The sequence below is a fragment of the Lonsdalea quercina genome (assembly GCF_900107885.1).
GTDB classification, from domain to species: Bacteria; Pseudomonadota; Gammaproteobacteria; order Enterobacterales; family Enterobacteriaceae; genus Lonsdalea; species Lonsdalea quercina.
Genome location: NZ_FNQS01000006.1, coordinates 129,061 through 148,858, shown reverse-complemented (window position 1 = coordinate 148,858; position 19,798 = coordinate 129,061). Strand labels below are relative to the sequence as shown.

The following is a 19,798-nucleotide window of genomic DNA, read 5'->3' as shown; positions in this document are numbered from 1 at the left end:
GCTGCCCCGCAGCAACTCAATGTGATTACGGGGAAATGTGGGCAGATAAACAACAGGGCCGCCGAGGCAGCCCTGTGCACTTAACGTCGCACCCTTTGTTGCCTAGAACAGCCCCATGGGTTTGTCGGAGTAGCTGACCAACAGGCATTTGGTCTGCTGATAATGTTCCAGCATCATTTTGTGGTTTTCCCGCCCAATGCCGGACTGTTTGTAACCGCCGAACGCGGCATGCGCCGGATAGGCATGGTAGCAGTTGGTCCAGACTCGTCCGGCCTGAATGCCGCGTCCCATGCGGTAAGTGATGTTCGCATTACGGCTCCATACGCCCGCGCCCAGACCATAGGGGGAGTCGTTGGCGATTTCCAATGCGTCATCCAGCGTTTTGAACGTCGTCACCGCCAGCACGGGCCCGAAGATCTCTTCCTGGAAGACCCGCATATTGTTTTTGCCCTGCAACACCGTCGGCTCCAGATAGTAGCCCTCGGTCAGATCGCCGTTCAGCGACTTGCGACGTCCGCCGGTCAGCACCTGTGCGCCCTCTTGCTTGCCAATGTCGATGTAGTTGAGGATGGTATCCAGCTGTCCGGAAGACACCTGCGCGCCCATCATGGTATTGGCGTCCAGCGGGTTGCCGACGCGGATGGATTCCACCCGTTTGATGGCGCGCTCCATAAAGCGCTCGTAGATAGACTCCTGTACCAGCGCCCGACTCGGACAGGTACAGACTTCGCCCTGATTAAAGGCGAACAGAGAGAACCCTTCCAGCACTTTGTCGAAGAAGCTGTCTTCTTTGTCCATGACGTCGGCAAAGAAGATATTGGGGGATTTTCCGCCCAGCTCCAGCGTCACCGGAATGACGTTCTTCGCCGCATAGCCCATGATCTGCTGGCCGACTTCAGTCGAGCCGGTAAAGGCGACCTTGGCGATCCGCGGCGACGTCGCCAGATACTCGCCGATCTGTCCGCCCGCGCCGTTAACCACGTTGATCACGCCCGGCGGCAGCAGATCCTGAATCATCTCCATCATCAACAGGACGGATAGCGGAGTCAGCTTTGCAGGCTTCAGTACGATGCAGTTGCCCGCCGCCAGCGCCGGCGCCATTTTCCAGCACGCCATCAGCAGCGGAAAGTTCCATGGAATGATCTGCCCGACCACGCCGAGCGGCTCGTGAAAATGGTAGGCCACGGTGTCGTGATCGATTTCGCTGATCGCGCCTTCCTGCGCCCGGATACAGGCGGCGAAGTAGCGGAAGTGATCGATGCCGAGAGGGACGTCGGCATTGCGGGTTTCGCGGATCGGTTTGCCGTTATCCCAGGTTTCGGCGTTCGCCAGCAGATCGATATTTTCTTCCATGCGATCGGCAATACGGTTCAGGATCTGCGCGCGTTCGGCAGCCGACAGCGCGGCCCAGCCGGCTTTGGCTTTATGCGCAGCATCCAGCGCCAAATCCACGTCGCGGGTATTTGAGCTGGCCACTTCGCATAGCGGTTTCCCCGTAACGGGCGTCAGGTTGACATAATATTCGCCGCTGGAAGGAGGAACCCAGGTGCCGCCGATAAAGTTTTCGTAACGTTTTTTCAGGCTGACATCGAAGCCGTAGGCTCCAGGCGAAACACGGCTTGAGCTAGAGTTGGAAGAAGTGTCATAGGTCATTTCTGTCTCCTTTGTATGCTGATGCTGCGGACTGAGCGCGGTATTAGCAGTGACGACGCCCGGCCACCCGATACAGAATGGTAGGTTTACCTAAACAGAAAATTATTGGACCCATCCTAGAGGATGTTAATCAATTGTGATAGCTGCAACCGGTCTGAAAAACGCTGGGATTCGATTCAGCGCTCAGTTTTAGACAACGACCGGAACCCAATTAGAAACGACGCATCCGATGATGCCACGCCTATTCGTCGCCCTGCGAAAGGCGATAACAGTCGCATCTCGCCGCGCGCGGTGAAATACTCATTCATGACGTCACACTAGGACCGCAGGAGTACGGGTGAAAAACGACCATTCTCAGCGTGAAGATACGCAGGCTCCCTTAATCGGGGCCAGTCAGCGCACCATCTGGCATCAGGATGCGTTGGCGAAGCCTCGTCGCGACTGGCTGGCGGAAGAGGTGCCGGTAGCCCTGGTCTACAACGGCATATCACACGTGGTGATGATGGCCTCGCCCAAAGATCTGGAAGCATTCGCGCTGGGTTTTTCCCTGTCGGAAGGCATTATTCAGTCACCGAAGGACATCTACGGCATCGACGTCGTGCCAGCCTGTCACGGCATCGAAGTTCAGATTGAGCTTTCCAGCCGTCGCTTTGCCGGGCTGAAAGCCAGACGGCGCGCCATGGAAGGCCGCACCGGCTGCGGCGTCTGCGGCGTCGAGCAGTTGGAGGAGATCGGCAGGCCGATAGCGCCGCTCCCCTTCACCCAGACGTTTTCACTGTCGCGGCTGGCGTCCGCACTGGCCCGGTTGCCCGATATTCAGCTTGTCGGACAACGGACCGGCTGTACCCATGCCGCCGCGTGGATTTCGCCGGAAGGCTCGCTGTTAGGTGGCTGTGAAGATGTCGGCCGACACGTCGCGCTGGATAAACTGCTGGGGATGCGCGCTCGTCAGCCCTGGCAGCAAGGCGCAGCGTTGGTGTCCAGCCGCGCCAGCTATGAAATGGTGCAAAAATCCGCGCTTTGCGGCGTGGAAATTCTCTTCGCCGTCTCCGCCGCCACCGCGCTGGCCGTCGACGTCGCTCAACGCAGTCAGCTCACCCTGGTGGGATTTTGTCGGCCGGGGCGCGCGACGGTCTACACCCATCCCCAGCGCCTGCGCGACTAACCGCTTAGACCAATTGGTTGTTAGGCCCAACTATTCTCTTATAAGTGACTGTTGAAAAAGGATTAAAATCAGAGCGGAACGGCAGAAAGCCAAGAATAACCATTTTCAATATCATTTAATTAACTATAATGAACTTCATGCTTACGCGGGACTAACAAACCAAGTGCCGCTCCATCAATATCAATGCACGCCAACTATGGAGATGCAAAATATGAGTTACACACTGCCATCCCTGCCCTATGCCTATGACGCACTGGAACCGCATTTCGACAAGCAAACGATGGAAATCCATCACAGCAAACATCACCAGACCTACGTCAACAACAGCAACGCCGCGTTAGAATCTCTGCCGGAATTCGCGAAACTGTCTCCGGAAGAGCTGATCACCAAACTGGATCAGGTCCCGGCTGATAAGAAAACGGCGCTGCGCAACAACGTGGGCGGCCATGCTAACCACAGCCTGTTCTGGAAAGGCCTGAAGCTGAACACCACGCTAACCGGCGATCTGAAAACCGCCATCGAACGCGATTTCGGCAGCGTTGACGCCTTCAAAGAAACTTTTGAGAAAGCAGCGGCAACGCGTTTCGGTTCCGGCTGGGCCTGGCTGGTGCTGAAAGACGACGGCAAACTGGCGGTGGTTTCAACGGCTAACCAGGATAGCCCGCTGATGGGTGAAGCCATCTCCGGCGCATCCGGCTACCCGATCATCGCTCTTGATGTGTGGGAACATGCCTACTACCTGAAATTCCAGAACCGCCGCCCGGATTACATCAAAGCGTTCTGGAGTGTCGTCAACTGGGACGAAGCCGCAAAACGCTTTGCAGAAGCAAAAAAATAATCCGCCAGACAGATAGCCTGCCCCGCTAAGCGCGAGCTTATGCCTCAACCCGGAATAACCTTAATTATTCCGGGTTTTTTATTTCCGCATTTCATCCCTCAATACCGAAGTAAGCAGTAAAGCTTTTCTTTACCATGCCGATAATTTTCTCGAGTCCTCTTTGATTATTTTCCCCCATCCTGTACTGGCCGGGGGAGATATTCTTCTGGCTAAAAAAAATAGCAAATCAACACATTAGGGATCTCCCTTAATGACTGAGTTCATTAATAATGGAAGAGTAAAATGGCGATTAAAATAGAAAATATAAAGGTAGGTAAGAAGTTAGGATTAGGCTTCTCTCTAATTTTAGCGCTGACCCTCCTTATAGCTGCGGTTGGGATGATGTACATCGGGACGCTGAAGGATCGCTTCGATAAAGCGACTTTTAGCGCCCAAATCAACGATGAAGTCAATCAAGCCCGCTATTATCGCGTTCTCTACAGCGCAGGGTACAACCCCGATGCCATTAAAAACAATGGCAAACATATTAACAATATCGTCAATTTAGTCAGCGAAGCGAAAAATAAGTCCTGGTATTTAGATTACCAAGACCGCTTAGAAAAAATATCTGATGCCATAGTCGAATATCAGAAGAAACAAAAAGATTATGTGGATGCTGTAAATAAAAAAGATCAGGTAAGACAAAGTTGGAATATTTCAGACACGCAAACCGCATTAAATGCGTTTGAACAACAGACTAAAAATGAGGGTAATTTTCCGCTTCAACTTCAATTAGCCGATCTGGATCTAAAACTCACCTACATCCGCTACCAGGCCCGCGGCCTGCTGCTCGCTCTGAATGAGGATGCGGAGAAACCGCTTATCGCCGCAGTGGAAGACACCGAACAAACGCTAAACCAGTTGCTTCATTCGCTGCCCGTAGAACGTCAATCACAGCTGACGCCGATCCTCACATCGCTGTCGAGCTACAAATCTGAGGTGCTGGCCTACCTTCCAGCTTACCGGGAGGAGCTGAAACAAGTTGATTTGCTCGGCGTTCAGGCCAATAACCTGATTTCACAGATCACCGGCATGGTGGAGAACGAAACTCACGCGACCCAAAAAGATATCAACGAAGCCACGCTGTGGCTGTCTTTGACGTCACTGGTCACGCTGCTGCTCGGCATCGGCATCGCCCTGTATATCTCTCGCCAGATTACACAGCCCCTAAACCAGACCGTGGGTATCGCCGAAAGCATTGCTGCCGGCGACCTGACCATGCCAATCACCACGAGCCGTCGCGACGAACTTGGGATGCTGCTGAGTTCTATGGCGAAGATGAAAGCCAATCTGCACAACATCATTGACGATATCCGTCTGGGCGTCAGCCAGATCAACACCGCCGCCCGCGAAATTGTCGCAGGCAATGACGATCTCTCTTCCCGCACGGAGTCTCAGGCGGCCGCCGTGGAAGAAACCGCCGCCAGCATGGAACAGCTGACGTCGACCGTGAAACAGAACGCCGGCAACGCCCATCACGCCAATAAACTGGTGCTGGACGCCACCCAGACCGCGCAGTCCGGCGGCAAACTGGTGGAAGAAGTGGTCAAGACCATGTCTGAAATAGAAGGCAGCTCGAAACGCATTGCTGAAATCACTTCCGTGATCAACGGCATCGCTTTCCAGACGAATATTTTGGCGCTCAACGCCGCGGTCGAAGCCGCTCGCGCCGGTGAACAAGGCAGAGGATTCGCCGTGGTCGCCGGCGAAGTGCGTAATCTGGCGCAACGCAGTTCTCAAGCGGCGAAAGAGATTGAAGGGCTGATCTCCACCTCCGTGAATCAGGTCGGGCACGGCGCGAGACTGGTGAACGATGCAGGGAAAACGATGCACGACATCGTGACGTCGGTCACGCACGTCCATGACATCATGGGCGAAATTACGGTTGCTTCGGATGAGCAAAGCCGTGGGATTGCGCAGGTTAATGAAGCCATCGTGGATATGGACAGCAGCACACAGCAGAATGCCGCGTTAGTTCAGGAGTCCACCGCCGCCGCCAGCTCGCTTGAAGAGCAGGCGATTGTGTTGTCCAACGCCATTGCGGTCTTCCGTCTCTCCAGTACGCAGGATCGGGAAAACAATGGGCAGCAGGCGCTGACCAGCGATCATGCACAGCAGCTGACCTACAACCCGTAACATCACGCTCCGGCGACGCCGGAAGCGCAAGTCACTTCGACGGGCTAAGAGAAACTTCTCAGCCCGTCATTTACACCTAACGCACGGCAATCAGCGGTTGCGCCTTCAAGATCGTCGCCAGATTCTGCTGCTGCGAAGAAAGCTGAGTCATCATGCCGTTGTATTGGTCGACCTGCGCCTGCGTCTGGAACTGCACGCCATTGCCGTTGAACGTCACCTGAGCGCCCTGCGTTTGCAAATAGTCGCCGACCTGCACCAACGTCTGCGCAAAGGAAAGACTGACCGGCACCACCGCAGCAACGGCCGTCGCTGGCTTCGTCACCACACGCTCATACACCCGGTTATAAACCGCCTGAACGTCTTCCGGCTGCTTCAGCGCGCGCCGGGCGTTGTCCGCCTGCACTTTGGCGGTCTGCGTCTGCTGACTGAGCAGATTCAAAGCGCCGGTACTTTGACGCAGATTTTCCCGCTCAGTCAGGTAATCCTGCGGCACGCGAATGCGTGCGACCTGCTCCAGCATCGGCGTTAAGCTGCCCGCCAGCGCCTGATCCAACTGCTGACTAAAGCCCGTCAGAATCGCGTAATCCTGCGCATAACGACCGAAACTCTGCTTTTGCTGGTCCGTCAATCCCGGCAGCTGACGCCCCGGTTCCTGTTCCACACCCTGCAAGAATGCGTTGAACGCCTGGCGCTGCTCTTTGTCTTTATCACCACAGGCCGCTAGTTGCAGCGTCATCAAAACCATAATCACCGGCATCAGCCAGCGCGAACGGATATCCGCCAACATATCTACTACTCCTGTTTTTGTTTCGCCGTCTTGCTCATAGAAGGTTCCCCTGATAAGCATAGCCGAACGGCTTTCCCGCAAGATAAAAAACAGCGCGCAAAATCTGGCTGTTCTCCTCGTAGAGGCTGCGGTGAGATACCGCAACGCAGCCCATGTCACACTCAACCGCACCCACCTAAAAAAACAGGGCCATCAAGGCCCTGTCGTCATACAGCGAGCACCCATTCTTACTGCAACACCGAAATGTCCGCCACTTTCAGGAACAGGTTACGCAGTTCGTTGAGCAGCGTCAGGCGGTTAATTCGCACCTCCTGCTCTTCCGCGTTCACCATAACCTTGTCGAAGAAGCTATCCACCGGCTCACGCAGCTGCGCCAGCTCAACCAGCGCTTCCTGATAACGCCCTTCAGCGAACCACGGGGCCAGTTTACTGTTCAATGCGGTCACGTAGGTCGCCAGCTGAATCTCTTCTTTTTCCTTCAGCAGCGCGGCCTGCACGCTGTCATTCAGGCTTTCGGTCGACTTCGCCAGAATGTTGGACACGCGTTTGTTGGCTGCCGCCAACGCAACCGCCTGTTCCAGCGTGCGGAAGTGACTGACGGCCTTCACGCGGGCATCGAAGTCGGCCGGACGGGTCGGACGACGCGCCAGCACTGCCTGAATGGTATCTATCGTATGACCCTCTTCCTGATACCAGGCGCGGAAACGGCCCAACATGAATTCAATCACGTCATCAACGACATTGGCGTTAGTCAGCTTGTCGCCATACAGACGCACGGCTTCTTCCGTTAGCGTCTGTAGATCCAGCGGTAGCTGTTTCTCTACGATGATGCGCAGAGCGCCCAGCGCGGCGCGGCGCAGCGCGAACGGATCTTTATCGCCTTTCGGATGCTGACCAATGCCGAAGATCCCAGCGAGGGTATCCATTTTGTCAGCGATAGCTAACGCACACGCAACCGGAGATGAAGGCAAATCGTCGCCAGCGAAACGTGGCTGATATTGCTCGTTCAAGGCGACTGCGACATCTTCGTCTTCACCGTCATGACGCGCATAGTGCATGCCCATGACGCCCTGCGTATCGGTGAATTCGAACACCATGTTGGTCATCAGATCGCATTTGGACAGCAGGCCCGCACGCGTTGCATGATTGACGTCGGCGCCAATCTGCTCCGCCACCCATCCGGCCAGCGCCTGAATGCGGTCGGTTTTATCGCGCAGAGAACCCAACTGCTGCTGGAACAGAACGGTTTCCAGACGCGGAAGATGGTCTTCAAGACGTTTTTTACGGTCGGTATTGAAGAAGAATTCGGCATCCGCCAGACGCGGACGCACCACTTTTTCGTTACCCGCAATAATCTGCTGCGGATCTTTCGACTCGATATTGGCTACGAAGATGAAGTGCGGCAACAGCTTGCCCGCGTCATCGTAAACCGGGAAATATTTCTGGTCGCCTTTCATGGTATACACCAGCGCTTCCGCAGGCACGTCCAGGAATTTTTCTTCGAACGTCGCCGTTAGCACCACCGGCCATTCGACCAAAGACGCCACTTCTTCCAGCAGGCTTTCGCTCAGATCGGCTTTTCCGCCAATCTTCTGCGCGGCCTGTTCCGCATCGCGTTTGATCATCGCTTTACGCGCTTCGTAGTCTGCAACCACTTTGCCGCGTTCGAGCAAAATTTCAGGATAGTGATCGGCATTGTCGATGGTGAATTCGGCTTCGCCCATGAAGCGGTGCCCGCGCAGCGTGCGAGCAGATTCGATGCCCAGCACGGTGCCGGGGATCAGCTCGTCACCCAACAGCATCGTCACGGTGTGAACCGGACGGACGAACTGCACGTCTGAATTGCCCCAGCGCATCAGTTTCGGGATCGGCAGTTTGCCGAGCGCCACGCTCACCATGCCCGGCAGCAACGTTTGCGCCGCCTGGCCTTTGACCTGCGCACGGAACAGCAGCCATTCACCCTTGTCGGTGGTCAGTCGTTCGGCCTGATCGACGGTAATACCGCAACCACGCGCCCATCCTTCGGCCGCCTTAGTCGGCTGACCGCTGGCGTCGAACGCCTGCGAGATGGCTGGCCCGCGTTTTTCAACTTCACGATCCGGTTGAGACGCGCTAAGCGCGGTCACCTTGAGCGCCAGACGACGCGGCGCGGCGAACCAGTTCACCGCCTGGTAGGTCAGGCCTGCCGCATCCAGTTCAGCGCTGAAATTGGCGGCAAAAGATTGCGCTAGCTGACGGAGAGCCTTCGGCGGCAGCTCTTCCGTGCCGATTTCCACCAAAAAAGTTTTATCAGTCATGGCCTGTTAGCTCTCTTTTCTATTACACATCGGGAAGCCCAGCGCCTCGCGGGAGGCGTAGTAGGCTTCGGCTACCGCTTTGGTCAGCGTGCGAATGCGCAAAATGTAACGCTGACGTTCGGTAACGGAAATCGCCTTGCGCGCGTCCAGCAGGTTGAAGCTGTGGGCGGCTTTCAGAATACGTTCGTAGGCAGGCAGCGGCAGCGGGTTTTCCAGCGCCAGCAATTCCTGAGCCTCTTTTTCATACTGCGCAAAGCAGGTAAAGAGGAAATCGACGTCGGCATGTTCGAAGTTGTAGGTCGACTGTTCCACTTCATTCTGATGAAACACGTCGCCGTAGGTGGTTTTGCCGAGAGGCCCGTCGCTCCAGACCAGATCGTAGACGCTGTCCACGCCCTGGATATACATCGCCAGACGCTCCAGCCCGTAGGTGATCTCACCCGTGACCGGTTTGCATTCCAGACCGCCCACTTGCTGGAAGTAAGTGAACTGCGTCACTTCCATGCCGTTCAGCCACACTTCCCAACCCAGACCCCAGGCGCCCAGCGTCGGGTTTTCCCAGTTGTCTTCAACGAAGCGAATATCGTGGATCGTGGGGTCAAGACCCAGCGCCTTCAGCGAGCCGAGATACAACTCCTGAATGTTCTCCGGCGAAGGCTTGATGATCACCTGGAACTGATAGTAGTGCTGCAGACGGTTGGGGTTTTCGCCGTAGCGTCCATCGGTAGGACGACGTGACGGCTGGACATAGGCGGCGGCAATCGGCTCTGGGCCGAGCGCCCGCAGGCAGGTCATGGGGTGAGAGGTTCCCGCGCCAACTTCCATGTCCAACGGTTGAACAATGGTACAGCCCTGGCGCGCCCAATAATCCTGTAACGTCAGGATGAGGCCCTGGAAGGTCTTGGTATCAAACTTTTGCATTTGGATTCGCACGCGATACAAGTGGATTGACAATGAATGCGCCAGTATACCCTCTGAGTGCAAGATATACAGCCGGAATGCGGCAACAAGTTCATATCCGGACGAATTTACCATGCGGGGCGGGACGCGGTTTTTCAGCCCGAACGCGACGGCAATCCGGGCCAAAACCCATAGTTTCCGATCGGACTGCGGAAAGGGCTTACGGCATTCGCCGCCGTCCCTCACTCCCGCCAATCAATGCGAAACGGGCGGGAAGCAGAACGTTAACCGAAAAACACCGTTTGCAGCATTTTCAGGCTCAGCAACAGCAGCAGCGCCGCAAAAATCTTTCTCAGCGTCGCGACCGGCAGACGGTGCGCCAGTCGAGCGCCGACCGGCGCCGTGAAGAAACTCACCAGCGAGATCATCAGCACGGCGGGTAGCGATACGTAGCCCAGGCTATACTGCGGCAGTCCGGGGGCATCCCAACCATTGACCATATAACCCAACGCACCTGCCAGCGCGATCGGCAGCCCAACCGCCGCCGACGTACCAATTGCCTGCTGAATACGCACATTGCACCAGGTCAGAAACGGCACCGTCAGCGAACCGCCGCCAATCGCCACCAGCGCCGAAATACCGCCAATGCCAAGCCCCGCCAGCGAGGTTCCGACCGTGCCGGGCAGTTGACGATTGGGTTTTGGCTTGAAGTTCGTCACCATCTGAAACGCGATATAGGCCATAAAGCAGGAAAAGAAGATCGCCAGCGCCTGAGTCGGCAATAATGCGGCCAGCCAGGTGGCGCAGAATGTGCCCACCAGAATTCCCGGCGTAATACGCCAAACGACCGGCCACAACACGGCCTGATGCTGATGATGCGTGCGCAGACTGGACACGGCGGTAATCACGATGGAGGCCATCGACGTTCCCAATGCCAGATGGACCAGATGCTCGTTTTGTACGCCCTGTGCAGCAAACATGGCGGTCAATATCGGCACCATGATGCCGCCGCCGCCAATACCTAATAATCCCGCCATAAATCCAACGACGGCACCAAGCGCCAGATAAGCGATAATCCACTCTACAGCCATCCCTTCACCCCTGACATAGAATATTTTTGATTAATAGTTTTTAAATTTCAATGAAATACAGTAGCCACGGACGGATTGCCGCTTTCAGTCAGGCCCTGATGATACCGCTGGCTAAATCAGCCCCTTAAACTGCATACGACGGATTCCGCATTAGAGATTAAGTCAGGCGCTAACCGCCGCCAATACCCAATAGGTTCTGTTGCGCAGTCAGCCAATTCAACGGTATATATTGCATGTTCATTATTCATTTACGCTTAAATATTGAATTCCGCCACCACAAATCCCTGCCATCGGGCGTCATCGCTGAACTTTAACGCGGTTTATCTTTACCTTTTGCGATCGGCCCCACAAAGGCATGGTTGCCCATACAGTATTTGGCATGTGATGATACGGCGGTTCACGGGGCATACCGTGCGGCAAGCAGGCGTTATTCACGAGGGGCTGGGGTCATGAATCCATGACGAATGTTAGCGAAAATCAACAGAGGAGCATTCCATGAATCGTTGCGGTTGGGTGACGGCCGACCCGTTATATGTGGCCTATCATGACGAAGAGTGGGGCAAACCCTGCACCGATTGCGACAAGCTATTCGAAATGCTCTGTCTGGAAGGACAGCAGGCGGGCCTTTCCTGGATAACCATACTAAAAAAGCGCGAACGCTATCGCCACTGCTTTCACCAGTTTGACCCGGTTAAGATTGCCGCCATGAACGAAGACGATATTGCCCAACTCATGCAAGACAAGGGCATTATCCGCAACCGTCTCAAAATCGAGGCGATCATCGCTAACGCCCGGGCGCGTTTAGCGATGGAAGCCCAGGGCGAAAATTTTTCTGACTTCATCTGGTCTTTCGTCAACCACCGCCCTGTGACTCACTTCTACGCAACCCAGGCCGATGTGCCTGCTCAGACGCCCACCTCGGAGAGCCTGTCGAAGGCGCTCAAAAAACGCGGATTCAAATTCATCGGGCCCACAATTTGTTACGCCTACATGCAGGCGGTGGGACTGGTCAACGACCATACGACAGACTGTATTTTCCACACGGGAAAGCGTTAACACGCACCAAGGGCAACGACAGAGGCCATCGCGGCAAAGCCGGACAAGATAAACGGGTCAGTCCCGCAGGGGCGAAATCTCCCTCTTTTGATGTCATACTGACGTGATAATGTAGGTTGAAATAATGCAGGAAAGGATTGCCTCGCATTTTACGGTTTTGCTTATCGCGCTGGCCGCCGCTTTTTTCCTCGGGCCGTCACGCTGTAGGCATGGCTCACATCAGCGGCGGTATCTCAGCCATCGCTGATGTGTGACGACGGGAAGAAATACGGACCAGGAGTGCGTCAGTGCTGGTCCGTATTGGGTGTTTTACGTTAACGACAATAAAGGAATATTGTATGAATAAAACCATGGCTAAACTGGCCTTTATGATGATGATGGAATGGTTCATCTGGGGCGCTTGGTTCGTCACGCTCTGGCCTTTTCTCAATCATCACGGTTTCACTCCCACTCAAATTGCCTGGTGCTACTCCTGCACCGCCATTGCAGCCATCATTTCGCCTATCGTGGTGGGATCGCTGACCGATCGCTTTTTCCCGGCGCAAAAGGTGTTGGCGCTGCTGATGCTGGTCGGGGCGGCCCTCATGTTTTTCACCGCGCAACAAACCCATTTCAACAGCTTCTTTCCGCTGCTGCTGGCCTACTGCCTGACCTATATGCCGACCATCGCGTTAACCAACAGCATCGCGTTTTCCAACGTTGCGGACGTCGAGCGTGACTATCCGCAGATACGCGTCATGGGGACCTTGGGGTGGATTGCCGCGGGCATCGCCTGCGGATTTCTCCCTACGCTGCTGGGCTACGGCGATATCACCGCCACCAAAATACCGCTTCTGATTGCCGCCGCCAGCTCCGCCGTGCTCGGGCTGTTCGCCTTGTGTCTACCGCACACCCCGCCGAAAGGCCACGGAAAACTCAGCCTCTCCGTCATGCTAGGGTTGGATGCGCGCGTGTTGTTGAAAGATCGCAGTTTTCTGGTCTTCTTCATCTGCTCATTCCTGTTCAGCATGCCGCTCTCGTTTTATTACATCTTCGCCAACGGCTATCTCACTGAAATCGGTATGCCGAACGCCACCGGCTGGATGACGCTGGGACAGTTCTCGGAAATCTTTTTCATGCTGGCGCTGCCTTTCTTCATCAAGCGCTTCGGCATCAAATACGTGTTGATTCTGGGTCTGGCGACCGCGCTGCTTCGCTATCTGCTTTTTATTTTCGGCGGCACCGAACAGCTGTTCACCTACGCCCTGCTGTTTATCGGCATCCTGCTCCACGGCGTCAGCTATGACTTTTACTTTGTCACCGCTTACATCTACGTCGATAAAAAGTCGCCGGTCTACATGCGCACGGCGGCGCAGGGGCTGATCACGTTGGGATGCCAGGGAATCGGCAGTCTGTTGGGATATCGGCTGGGGGGACAGCTGATGGAAAAATGGTTCGCCTACCCCGAACCGGTACAGGGTTTGACCTTCCACTGGGCTGGTATCTGGGGTTTTGGCAGCGCCATGATTGCCATCATCTTTATCGCCTTTCTCGCACTGTTCAGAGAGCCTGCGCAAGGCGTTAAACCGGTCGAGATCAAGCAAAGTCAAAATGGGCGGGCAAAACCATGACATAACCCCGCCGTACATTAACATTTAAAGAATTCACAGAAGATAGCGTCTTTCCGCAGTGCGGAAAGACGCTATCCTGTTTTGAACAGGGAGACGCGGAAGGAATAATCATGTCGAATAAAAAAGAAAATCGCATCGCAGGGGCGCTCTACGGCCAGATGCTGGGCGATGCTATGGGTATGCCTTCTGAACTTTGGCCTCGTACGCGCGTCAAGGCACACTTTGGCTGGATAGATCGTTTTTTAGACGGCCCTAAGGACAATATCGTCGCTCGTTACTTTAAAGCCGGCGAGTACACTGACGACACTGCCATGGCACTGGCGTTAGCGGATGCGTTGATTGAATGCCAGGGTGAAGTGGTGCCTGATGCCATTGCCGCGCACATCCTCGCCTGGGCTGACCGGGTGGATGCCTATAGCAAAGTCATGCTTGGACCCAGCTCTAAAATCGCCCTAGCGGCGCTGAAAAATGGACAAGCTATCCGCGATCTGGAAAACAACGGCGTCACTAATGGTTCAGCCATGCGGATCTCGCCGCTAGGATGCGTGGTGCCGGCTCACTCGCTTGATCGCTTTATTACCGAGGTCGAACTCGCTTCCAGCCCGACGCATAAATCCGATGTCGCTATCGCAGGCGCAACCGTCATCGGCTGGGCGGTCTCTCAGGCGGTGGATGGCGTCCGCTGGGAAATGCTGCGCGACCAACTTCCGGCCGTCGCGAGAGCGGCCCAGGAAAAGCGGGTGACAACCTATCATGCGTCTATGGCCGCGCGTATCGAGTTGGCGCTGAGTATTGCCAAAGACTCCGGTGGGACGGAAAGTAAGATGGATCGCATTTACCAGCTGCTGGGCACGACCAGCGATATTCTGGACTCGGTCCCGGCGGCCATCGCCATGCTGGAACTAGCCGGAACGCAGCCCAATCGCTGCGCCGTGCTGTGCGCTAATCTGGGTGGCGATACCGACACAATCGGGGCGATGGCGACCGCGATTTGCGGCGCGCTGCATGGCGTGGAGGCGATCGATCCGCAATGGCGTCATCAACTTGATGACGTCAATCATTGCAATATCAACACTTATGCTCGCCAATTACTGACGCTGCGCTTGCAACGGGAAAAGAGGAAGGACGTTTAAGGGAACATTCGATAGCGGGACGGTCAATCACCGGTCCCGCTATCGGCGTTTATCGACGATGACTCAGATCGTCAGGTTCGTCGTTACTGCTCGGACACGAAGACGTATCGGTCGGCACGACAATGATTAATGCTGAACTCGATAGGTACGCCTGCCCTGTCACAGACCTGCTGTTTGAGCACCAGCATCGGTACGGATGCCTTAATATTCATCACAGAAATGAAGTGCTCATCCGACGCCTTGGCTGTCACCCAGTTACGCGTATGCTGCGGCGAAATATTCTGAGCTTTAAAGTAGGCATAGAGTGAAACCCCGATCTCTTCCGGATCGCCTATCAGCGTGGTAGGGACATAGGATGTCACGATTGAAACGGGTTCGTCTTCGATGAAACGATGGCGTAGCAGGCAATAAACCGGCGTATCCGGCGGTAGCGCCAGCTGTTCCGCCACCTCTTCGTTACACGGCACCACCTTCTTTTCCAGCCACATCGTACCCGGATTTTTACCCTTACCCGTCACCTGACAGCTAAAGCTGGCGGCGCTCCCGATTTGATATTCCATTTGGAAATTGATGTAGGTACCGTATCCCCGCGTCCGCACGACTACGTTACGTGATTCCAGTAGTTTCAATGCGTTGCGTACGGTGATGCGGGAAATGCCTAGCAGACGGCAGAATTCACGTTCGCTGGGTAGAAAATCTCCCTCGCGCAAATCGCCATTTTGAACAGCCTGTTGCAAAGCATCACTGAATTTCACGTAGAGGGGCGTATGGTCCCTCTGCTGTAAACGGTGCTGCAACCGCTCTACCAGGGCTGAATATGTGTCCATTTCTTCCTCCTATATCCATGGTGGATAAAGCGTCATCGACGCTTTCCTTGTTAAATAGTCCCTTGTAACTCAAAAGCTTAGCCATCCAGCCAGCTGTGTATTCCTTGCTTCTCTCCCACCTCCTAACAAATGTAATGCCCTAAAAAATGGGCAAAAGGTCAACCTATTGTAAAACCATGACGAGCGCGGTACTGATCATACGACACTATTTCTTTTAATTTGATTCACTAAATTTGCAGTATTCTTTAAGACTCAGTCCCCTTCTACGGGTTATTTCTCCAATCTTTCGACGATCCCCCGTCATAGCGGAGCTAAATCATGAAACCTGAAATTATCCTATACAGTCGCATCCCCGAAGATTTACACGCTCGCCTGTCGTCTCACTTCACAGTCAATGAGTTTCAGAGCCTTCCACCGACTGGCCACCCGGCCCTGGCAAACGCTGAAGGGCTGATCGGGGCCGGCGGTCAAATCGATCAAGCGTTCCTTTCCCACCTGCCGCGCCTGAGAGCGGTTTCGACCGTCTCTGTCGGGTATGACAATATCGACGTCGCCGCGTTAAATCAAAAAAATGCGCTGCTGATGCACACGCCTACCGTATTGACCGATACCGTGGCGGATACGGTAATCGCCCTCATGCTCATGACCGCCCGGCGTGCACTCGAGTCCGCAGAACGCGTCAAAGCCGGAGAGTGGCAACGCAGCATCGGCAGCGACTGGTTCGGCGTAGATGTTCATCACAAAACAATAGGCATACTGGGCATGGGCCGCATCGGCATGGCGGTCGCGCAACGCGCCCACCTGGGTTTCAACATGCCTGTCCGTTATCACGCCCGCCATCATCATCCTGAAGCCGAACAGCGCTTCAACGCCCAATACAACACGTTAGAGACCTTGCTGGCCGAGTCAGATTTCCTCTGCATCACGCTGCCGCTAACCCCGCAAACTCGCCACCTGCTCAATCGCGAACGACTGGCGAAAATGAAGCCTGGAGCCATCTTGATCAACATCGGGCGTGGTCCCGTCGTCGATGAAGCCGCCCTGATCGACGCGCTGCGTAACGGCCAACTGCGCGGCGCCGGCCTGGACGTCTTCGAAACCGAACCGCTGCCGGCGGACTCGCCGCTGCTGACGCTGCCCAACGTGGTTGCGCTGCCGCATATCGGTTCCGCCACCCACGAAACCCGTTATGCCATGGCCGCCTGTGCAGTGGATAACTTGATTGCCGCGCTGACCAGCGACGTAAAAGAAAACTGCGTCAATCCGCCCTCGTCACGTTCATGACCTGAATGTCCACATCCCCGGCAGCTTTCGCTGACCGGGGATGTCAGAAGAACCAAAACCGCAGAAATTATTCCACCGCCATCGGCGTCTCCGTGACCGCCGTCGGTTGACTCCCCTGGATCTCTTTTACCCGCTGTTCTGTTTTCTGCACCGCATCCGCGTTGCTCAACAAACTATAAGTCAGTTCAAACGTCGTACTTTGCCCAGGTTGCAACTGATTGACGCGACCCATTTTACGCTCGACGGTCACCGGATAGGCATAGCTGGTGCCTGGCTCAATACCAGTCACATAGCCCTGCTTTTCGGTATCCGTATTCTTCCATAGAGACAACACCGGCAGTTGGCGGGTATCGAACGCAATCGATACCCCCTTGTCACCCGCCTTGTTCACGAGTGCCGCCAGCGTCTTGCCATCTTTATCCGCATAAGGGGATACATTAAACACCATCTCATCAAAGTCTTTGGTCGGACCTTGATAGGTCGCCCAATCTTTAAGACCGGGCTTTGCATAGTCGTTGAAAGGAGAGATCTCTTTAACCGGCGCGACAAAGCGAGCGCCCTGTTCGAGAATCGGCTTGCCGAAGTTGCTGTGATAGATAATTTGGTAGTCGCGCGGATAATCCGCCTTATTGGTCAACACATCATGGATAGTAAACGACTCACTGCCGGGAACATAACGCAGTTCAGTCCATGTCTCCAGATTGGATTTCTTGAAGCTGTTTTCTTTCAGCAGGCCGCGTATAACAATCGTATGCGGCGCCTTGTCGTCGATGTCCACCACCACCTTGGATGCGGGCGTATTGCCTGCGCGACCGTGCAGGGTATACAGCATGCCGTCGCTGGTCACCGGGTGGCCGGTCCATTCATAACCGCAGCGCACCATCATTTCATTAAAACCTTCAAGCCACCCCAATCCGTTGCGGCTTTCCAGCGTGATTGTATTCGGGTTGACGACCTCATCGACCGGCGAATCCCACCCAAGGCGGATATTTTTGCCCGTCACATGCAGCAAATCCATACCGCGCGTCGGGCTTAGCGTAATTTGCAGTCCGTCAGGGCTGGTGATAGTGATAATTTTACTGCCCTCCTGACGCCCTCCGTGCAGCACTTTCTGCTCAATGCTGAAAGCCGAACCCTTCCCCTTCAGCGTATCACTACCGACCTTCCAGTTGCCCTTTTCGACGTTAGCTTCAGCATCAGTCAGCACAAACGTTTGCGCGGAAATCTGCCAGGACACCAACGCCAGGGACACGCCCAAAGCCAATAACTTTTTCATGCTATGCATCCTCAGTGGCTGAATTGATTTAGCTCTTACCAGTGAAGACTACAAATGCCGAACCGGCCAAAATGTGATTGCTATCACTGCGTGTCGTTATGCCGTTTTTTTGGCATGGATTTGCCGAAGGAGTCACAGAATTGTTAAGTGTTTTTGAATTTTTTGCACTAAAAGTGGGAGGTGAAACCGATCGTTGCTGACGCGGTTTCAGCCTCCAGCATCACACTCAGGAACGACCACAAAGCTAAATTAAACGCGACGATATTTTATGCTGCCATAAGAAATATCACTGGAATAAACGAAGAAAGCGATATGCATCCCGCGTTGCACCGGGATAATACACGGGGTAAGGTGGCGGCCTCATTCGTGTTTCAGCATTTATTGACAAGCTATGAACTTTTCCGTCTTTGGCAACAAATTCACCCGCCGCTCCGGTATTACTCAACTGATGGACGACCTGAACAATGGGCTGCGCACGCCCGGCGCCATCATGCTTGGCGGCGGAAACCCCGCACATATTCCGGCCATGGATGACTACTTCAAATCCCTGTGCGGCGACCTGCTGGAACAGGGCAGACTGACCGATGCGCTATGCAACTATGATGGCCCGCAGGGAAAAGATACGTTCCTGAATGCGCTGGCCGACCTGCTGCGCGAGACGTTGGGGTGGGAGATAGGCCCACAGAATATTGCTCTGACAAATGGCAGTCAGAGTGCATTTTTCCACTTATTTAATCTCTTTGGCGGACAAAAAAGCGACGGCAGCCGCAGCAAGGTGATGTTTCCGCTGGCGCCGGAGTATATCGGCTACGCCGATTCCGGCCTGGACGAAGACATGTTCGTCTCAGTGCGCCCGCAGATAGAGCTGCTGCCGGAAGGCCAGTTCAAATACCACGTCGATTTCGAACAGCTGCATATTACCGACGATATTGGGGCGATCTGCGTCTCACGCCCGACCAACCCGACCGGCAATGTGCTGACCGACGACGAACTGCGTCAGTTGGACGCGATGGCCCGCCAGCATGAAATCCCGCTGATTATCGACAACGCCTACGGCGTCCCGTTTCCCGGCATCATCTTCAGCGACGCCACGCCGCTATGGAACCAGAATATCATTCTGTGCATGAGCCTCTCCAAACTGGGCCTGCCCGGCTCGCGCTGCGGTATCGTCATCGCGGCCGAAGAGGTGATTGAAGCGATGAGCAATATGAACGGCATCATCAACCTGGCGCCCGGCTCTATCGGCCCCGCCATCGCGCATGAAATGATCCAGCGCGGCGACCTGCTAAGACTGTCTAACGACGTCGTGCGTCCGTTTTATCAACAGCGCGTTAAGCACACCATCGAGATTATCCGCCGTTATCTGCCGGAGGATCGCTGTCTGATCCACAAGCCGGAAGGGGCGATTTTCCTGTGGCTGTGGTTCAAAGATTTGCCCATCACCACCGAGTCGCTGTATCAGAGATTGAAGCAACGCGGCGTGTTGATGGTTCCCGGCCACCACTTCTTCCCCGGACTGGCGCAGGAGTGGCCGCACGCTTACCAGTGTCTGCGCATGAACTATGTGCCGGAGCCGGAGAAGATTGAGCAGGGGATCGCGGTTCTGGCGGAAGAAGTAGAACGCGCCATGCAGGAAACGGTGGTGTAAATACGCGCGCGCTCGGCGCTGTCGCCGGGTTGCGTCACGTGCGTCATCACGCGTATTG

15 protein-coding genes are annotated in these 19,798 nt (G+C 55.0%); 8 read left to right on the top strand and 7 right to left on the bottom strand.

Annotation, left to right across the window (positions count from 1 at the left end; genetic code table 11):
• Positions 1–102: 102 nt before the first annotated feature.
• Positions 103–1,653: an acetaldehyde dehydrogenase ExaC gene (gene exaC, locus BLU64_RS10125; RefSeq protein WP_026743863.1), complete on the bottom strand. Its 1,551-nt coding sequence runs from the start codon at positions 1,651–1,653 to the stop codon at positions 103–105.
• Positions 1,654–1,990: 337 nt separating this feature from the next.
• On the opposite strand from exaC, the gene fdhD reads away from it, so the two are divergent.
• From fdhD to BLU64_RS10110, 3 genes are all read left to right on the top strand, one after another.
• A complete protein-coding gene (gene fdhD, locus BLU64_RS10120; RefSeq protein WP_074728592.1) occupies positions 1,991–2,818 on the top strand; it encodes a formate dehydrogenase accessory sulfurtransferase FdhD in 828 nt (275 codons plus the stop codon).
• 211 nt (positions 2,819–3,029) lie between these two features.
• A complete protein-coding gene (gene sodA, locus BLU64_RS10115; protein WP_074728676.1) occupies positions 3,030–3,656 on the top strand; it encodes a superoxide dismutase [Mn] in 627 nt (208 codons plus the stop codon).
• A 282-nt stretch (positions 3,657–3,938) separates the two neighbouring features.
• Positions 3,939–5,831 carry a methyl-accepting chemotaxis protein gene (locus BLU64_RS10110; protein ID WP_083351070.1) on the top strand — a complete coding sequence of 631 codons (1,893 nt, stop codon included), beginning with the start codon at positions 3,939–3,941 and terminating at the stop codon, positions 5,829–5,831.
• 76 nt (positions 5,832–5,907) lie between these two features.
• On the opposite strand, the gene BLU64_RS10105 is transcribed toward BLU64_RS10110, so the two are convergent.
• The 4 genes from BLU64_RS10105 to BLU64_RS10090 all read right to left on the bottom strand — a co-directional run bounded on the left by BLU64_RS10105 (position 5,908) and on the right by BLU64_RS10090 (position 10,906).
• The gene (locus BLU64_RS10105) at positions 5,908–6,618 is read right to left on the bottom strand and encodes a DUF3053 domain-containing protein (RefSeq protein WP_026743860.1); all 711 of its coding nucleotides are present in this window, start codon (positions 6,616–6,618) and stop codon (positions 5,908–5,910) included.
• A gap of 227 nt (positions 6,619–6,845) precedes the next feature.
• A complete protein-coding gene (gene glyS, locus BLU64_RS10100) occupies positions 6,846–8,915 on the bottom strand; it encodes a glycine--tRNA ligase subunit beta (RefSeq protein ID WP_074728588.1) in 2,070 nt (689 codons plus the stop codon).
• 6 nt (positions 8,916–8,921) lie between these two features.
• Positions 8,922–9,836 carry a glycine--tRNA ligase subunit alpha gene (gene glyQ / locus BLU64_RS10095; RefSeq protein ID WP_026738508.1) on the bottom strand — a complete coding sequence of 305 codons (915 nt, stop codon included), beginning with the start codon at positions 9,834–9,836 and terminating at the stop codon, positions 8,922–8,924.
• A gap of 263 nt (positions 9,837–10,099) precedes the next feature.
• Positions 10,100–10,906 (bottom strand): sulfite exporter TauE/SafE family protein, encoded by an 807-nt coding sequence (locus tag BLU64_RS10090; protein WP_026743858.1) that lies wholly within the window; start codon positions 10,904–10,906, stop codon positions 10,100–10,102.
• Between the two features lie 495 nt (positions 10,907–11,401).
• On the opposite strand from BLU64_RS10090, the gene BLU64_RS10085 reads away from it, so the two are divergent.
• The 3 genes from BLU64_RS10085 (at position 11,402) to BLU64_RS10075 (ending at position 14,705) form a co-directional block, all read left to right on the top strand.
• Complete coding sequence (locus BLU64_RS10085) at positions 11,402–11,962, top strand: DNA-3-methyladenine glycosylase I (protein ID WP_074728586.1); 561 nt, start codon at positions 11,402–11,404, stop codon at positions 11,960–11,962.
• A gap of 338 nt (positions 11,963–12,300) precedes the next feature.
• Positions 12,301–13,572: a nucleoside permease gene (locus tag BLU64_RS10080; RefSeq protein WP_026743856.1), complete on the top strand. Its 1,272-nt coding sequence runs from the start codon at positions 12,301–12,303 to the stop codon at positions 13,570–13,572.
• Between the two features lie 110 nt (positions 13,573–13,682).
• Entirely contained in the window at positions 13,683–14,705 is a 1,023-nt protein-coding gene (locus BLU64_RS10075; protein ID WP_026743855.1) for an ADP-ribosylglycohydrolase family protein, read from the top strand.
• A gap of 83 nt (positions 14,706–14,788) precedes the next feature.
• Here BLU64_RS10075 and BLU64_RS10070 read toward each other — a convergent pair whose 3' ends face one another.
• Positions 14,789–15,532, bottom strand: a complete 744-nt coding sequence (locus BLU64_RS10070; protein ID WP_026743854.1) for a GntR family transcriptional regulator — start codon at positions 15,530–15,532, stop codon at positions 14,789–14,791.
• Between the two features lie 318 nt (positions 15,533–15,850).
• Between BLU64_RS10070 and ghrB the strand changes: the two genes are divergently transcribed.
• Positions 15,851–16,816, top strand: coding sequence for a glyoxylate/hydroxypyruvate reductase GhrB (gene ghrB, locus BLU64_RS10065; RefSeq protein WP_026743853.1), 966 nt, complete (start codon positions 15,851–15,853; stop codon positions 16,814–16,816).
• Between the two features lie 67 nt (positions 16,817–16,883).
• Here the strand turns inward: ghrB and BLU64_RS10060 are convergent, their stop codons facing one another.
• Positions 16,884–18,092, bottom strand: a complete 1,209-nt coding sequence (locus tag BLU64_RS10060) for an aldose 1-epimerase family protein (RefSeq protein ID WP_074728584.1) — start codon at positions 18,090–18,092, stop codon at positions 16,884–16,886.
• 391 nt (positions 18,093–18,483) lie between these two features.
• On the opposite strand from BLU64_RS10060, the gene BLU64_RS10055 reads away from it, so the two are divergent.
• The gene (locus BLU64_RS10055; RefSeq protein ID WP_074728582.1) at positions 18,484–19,740 is read left to right on the top strand and encodes a valine--pyruvate transaminase; all 1,257 of its coding nucleotides are present in this window, start codon (positions 18,484–18,486) and stop codon (positions 19,738–19,740) included.
• Positions 19,741–19,798 lie beyond the last annotated feature (58 nt).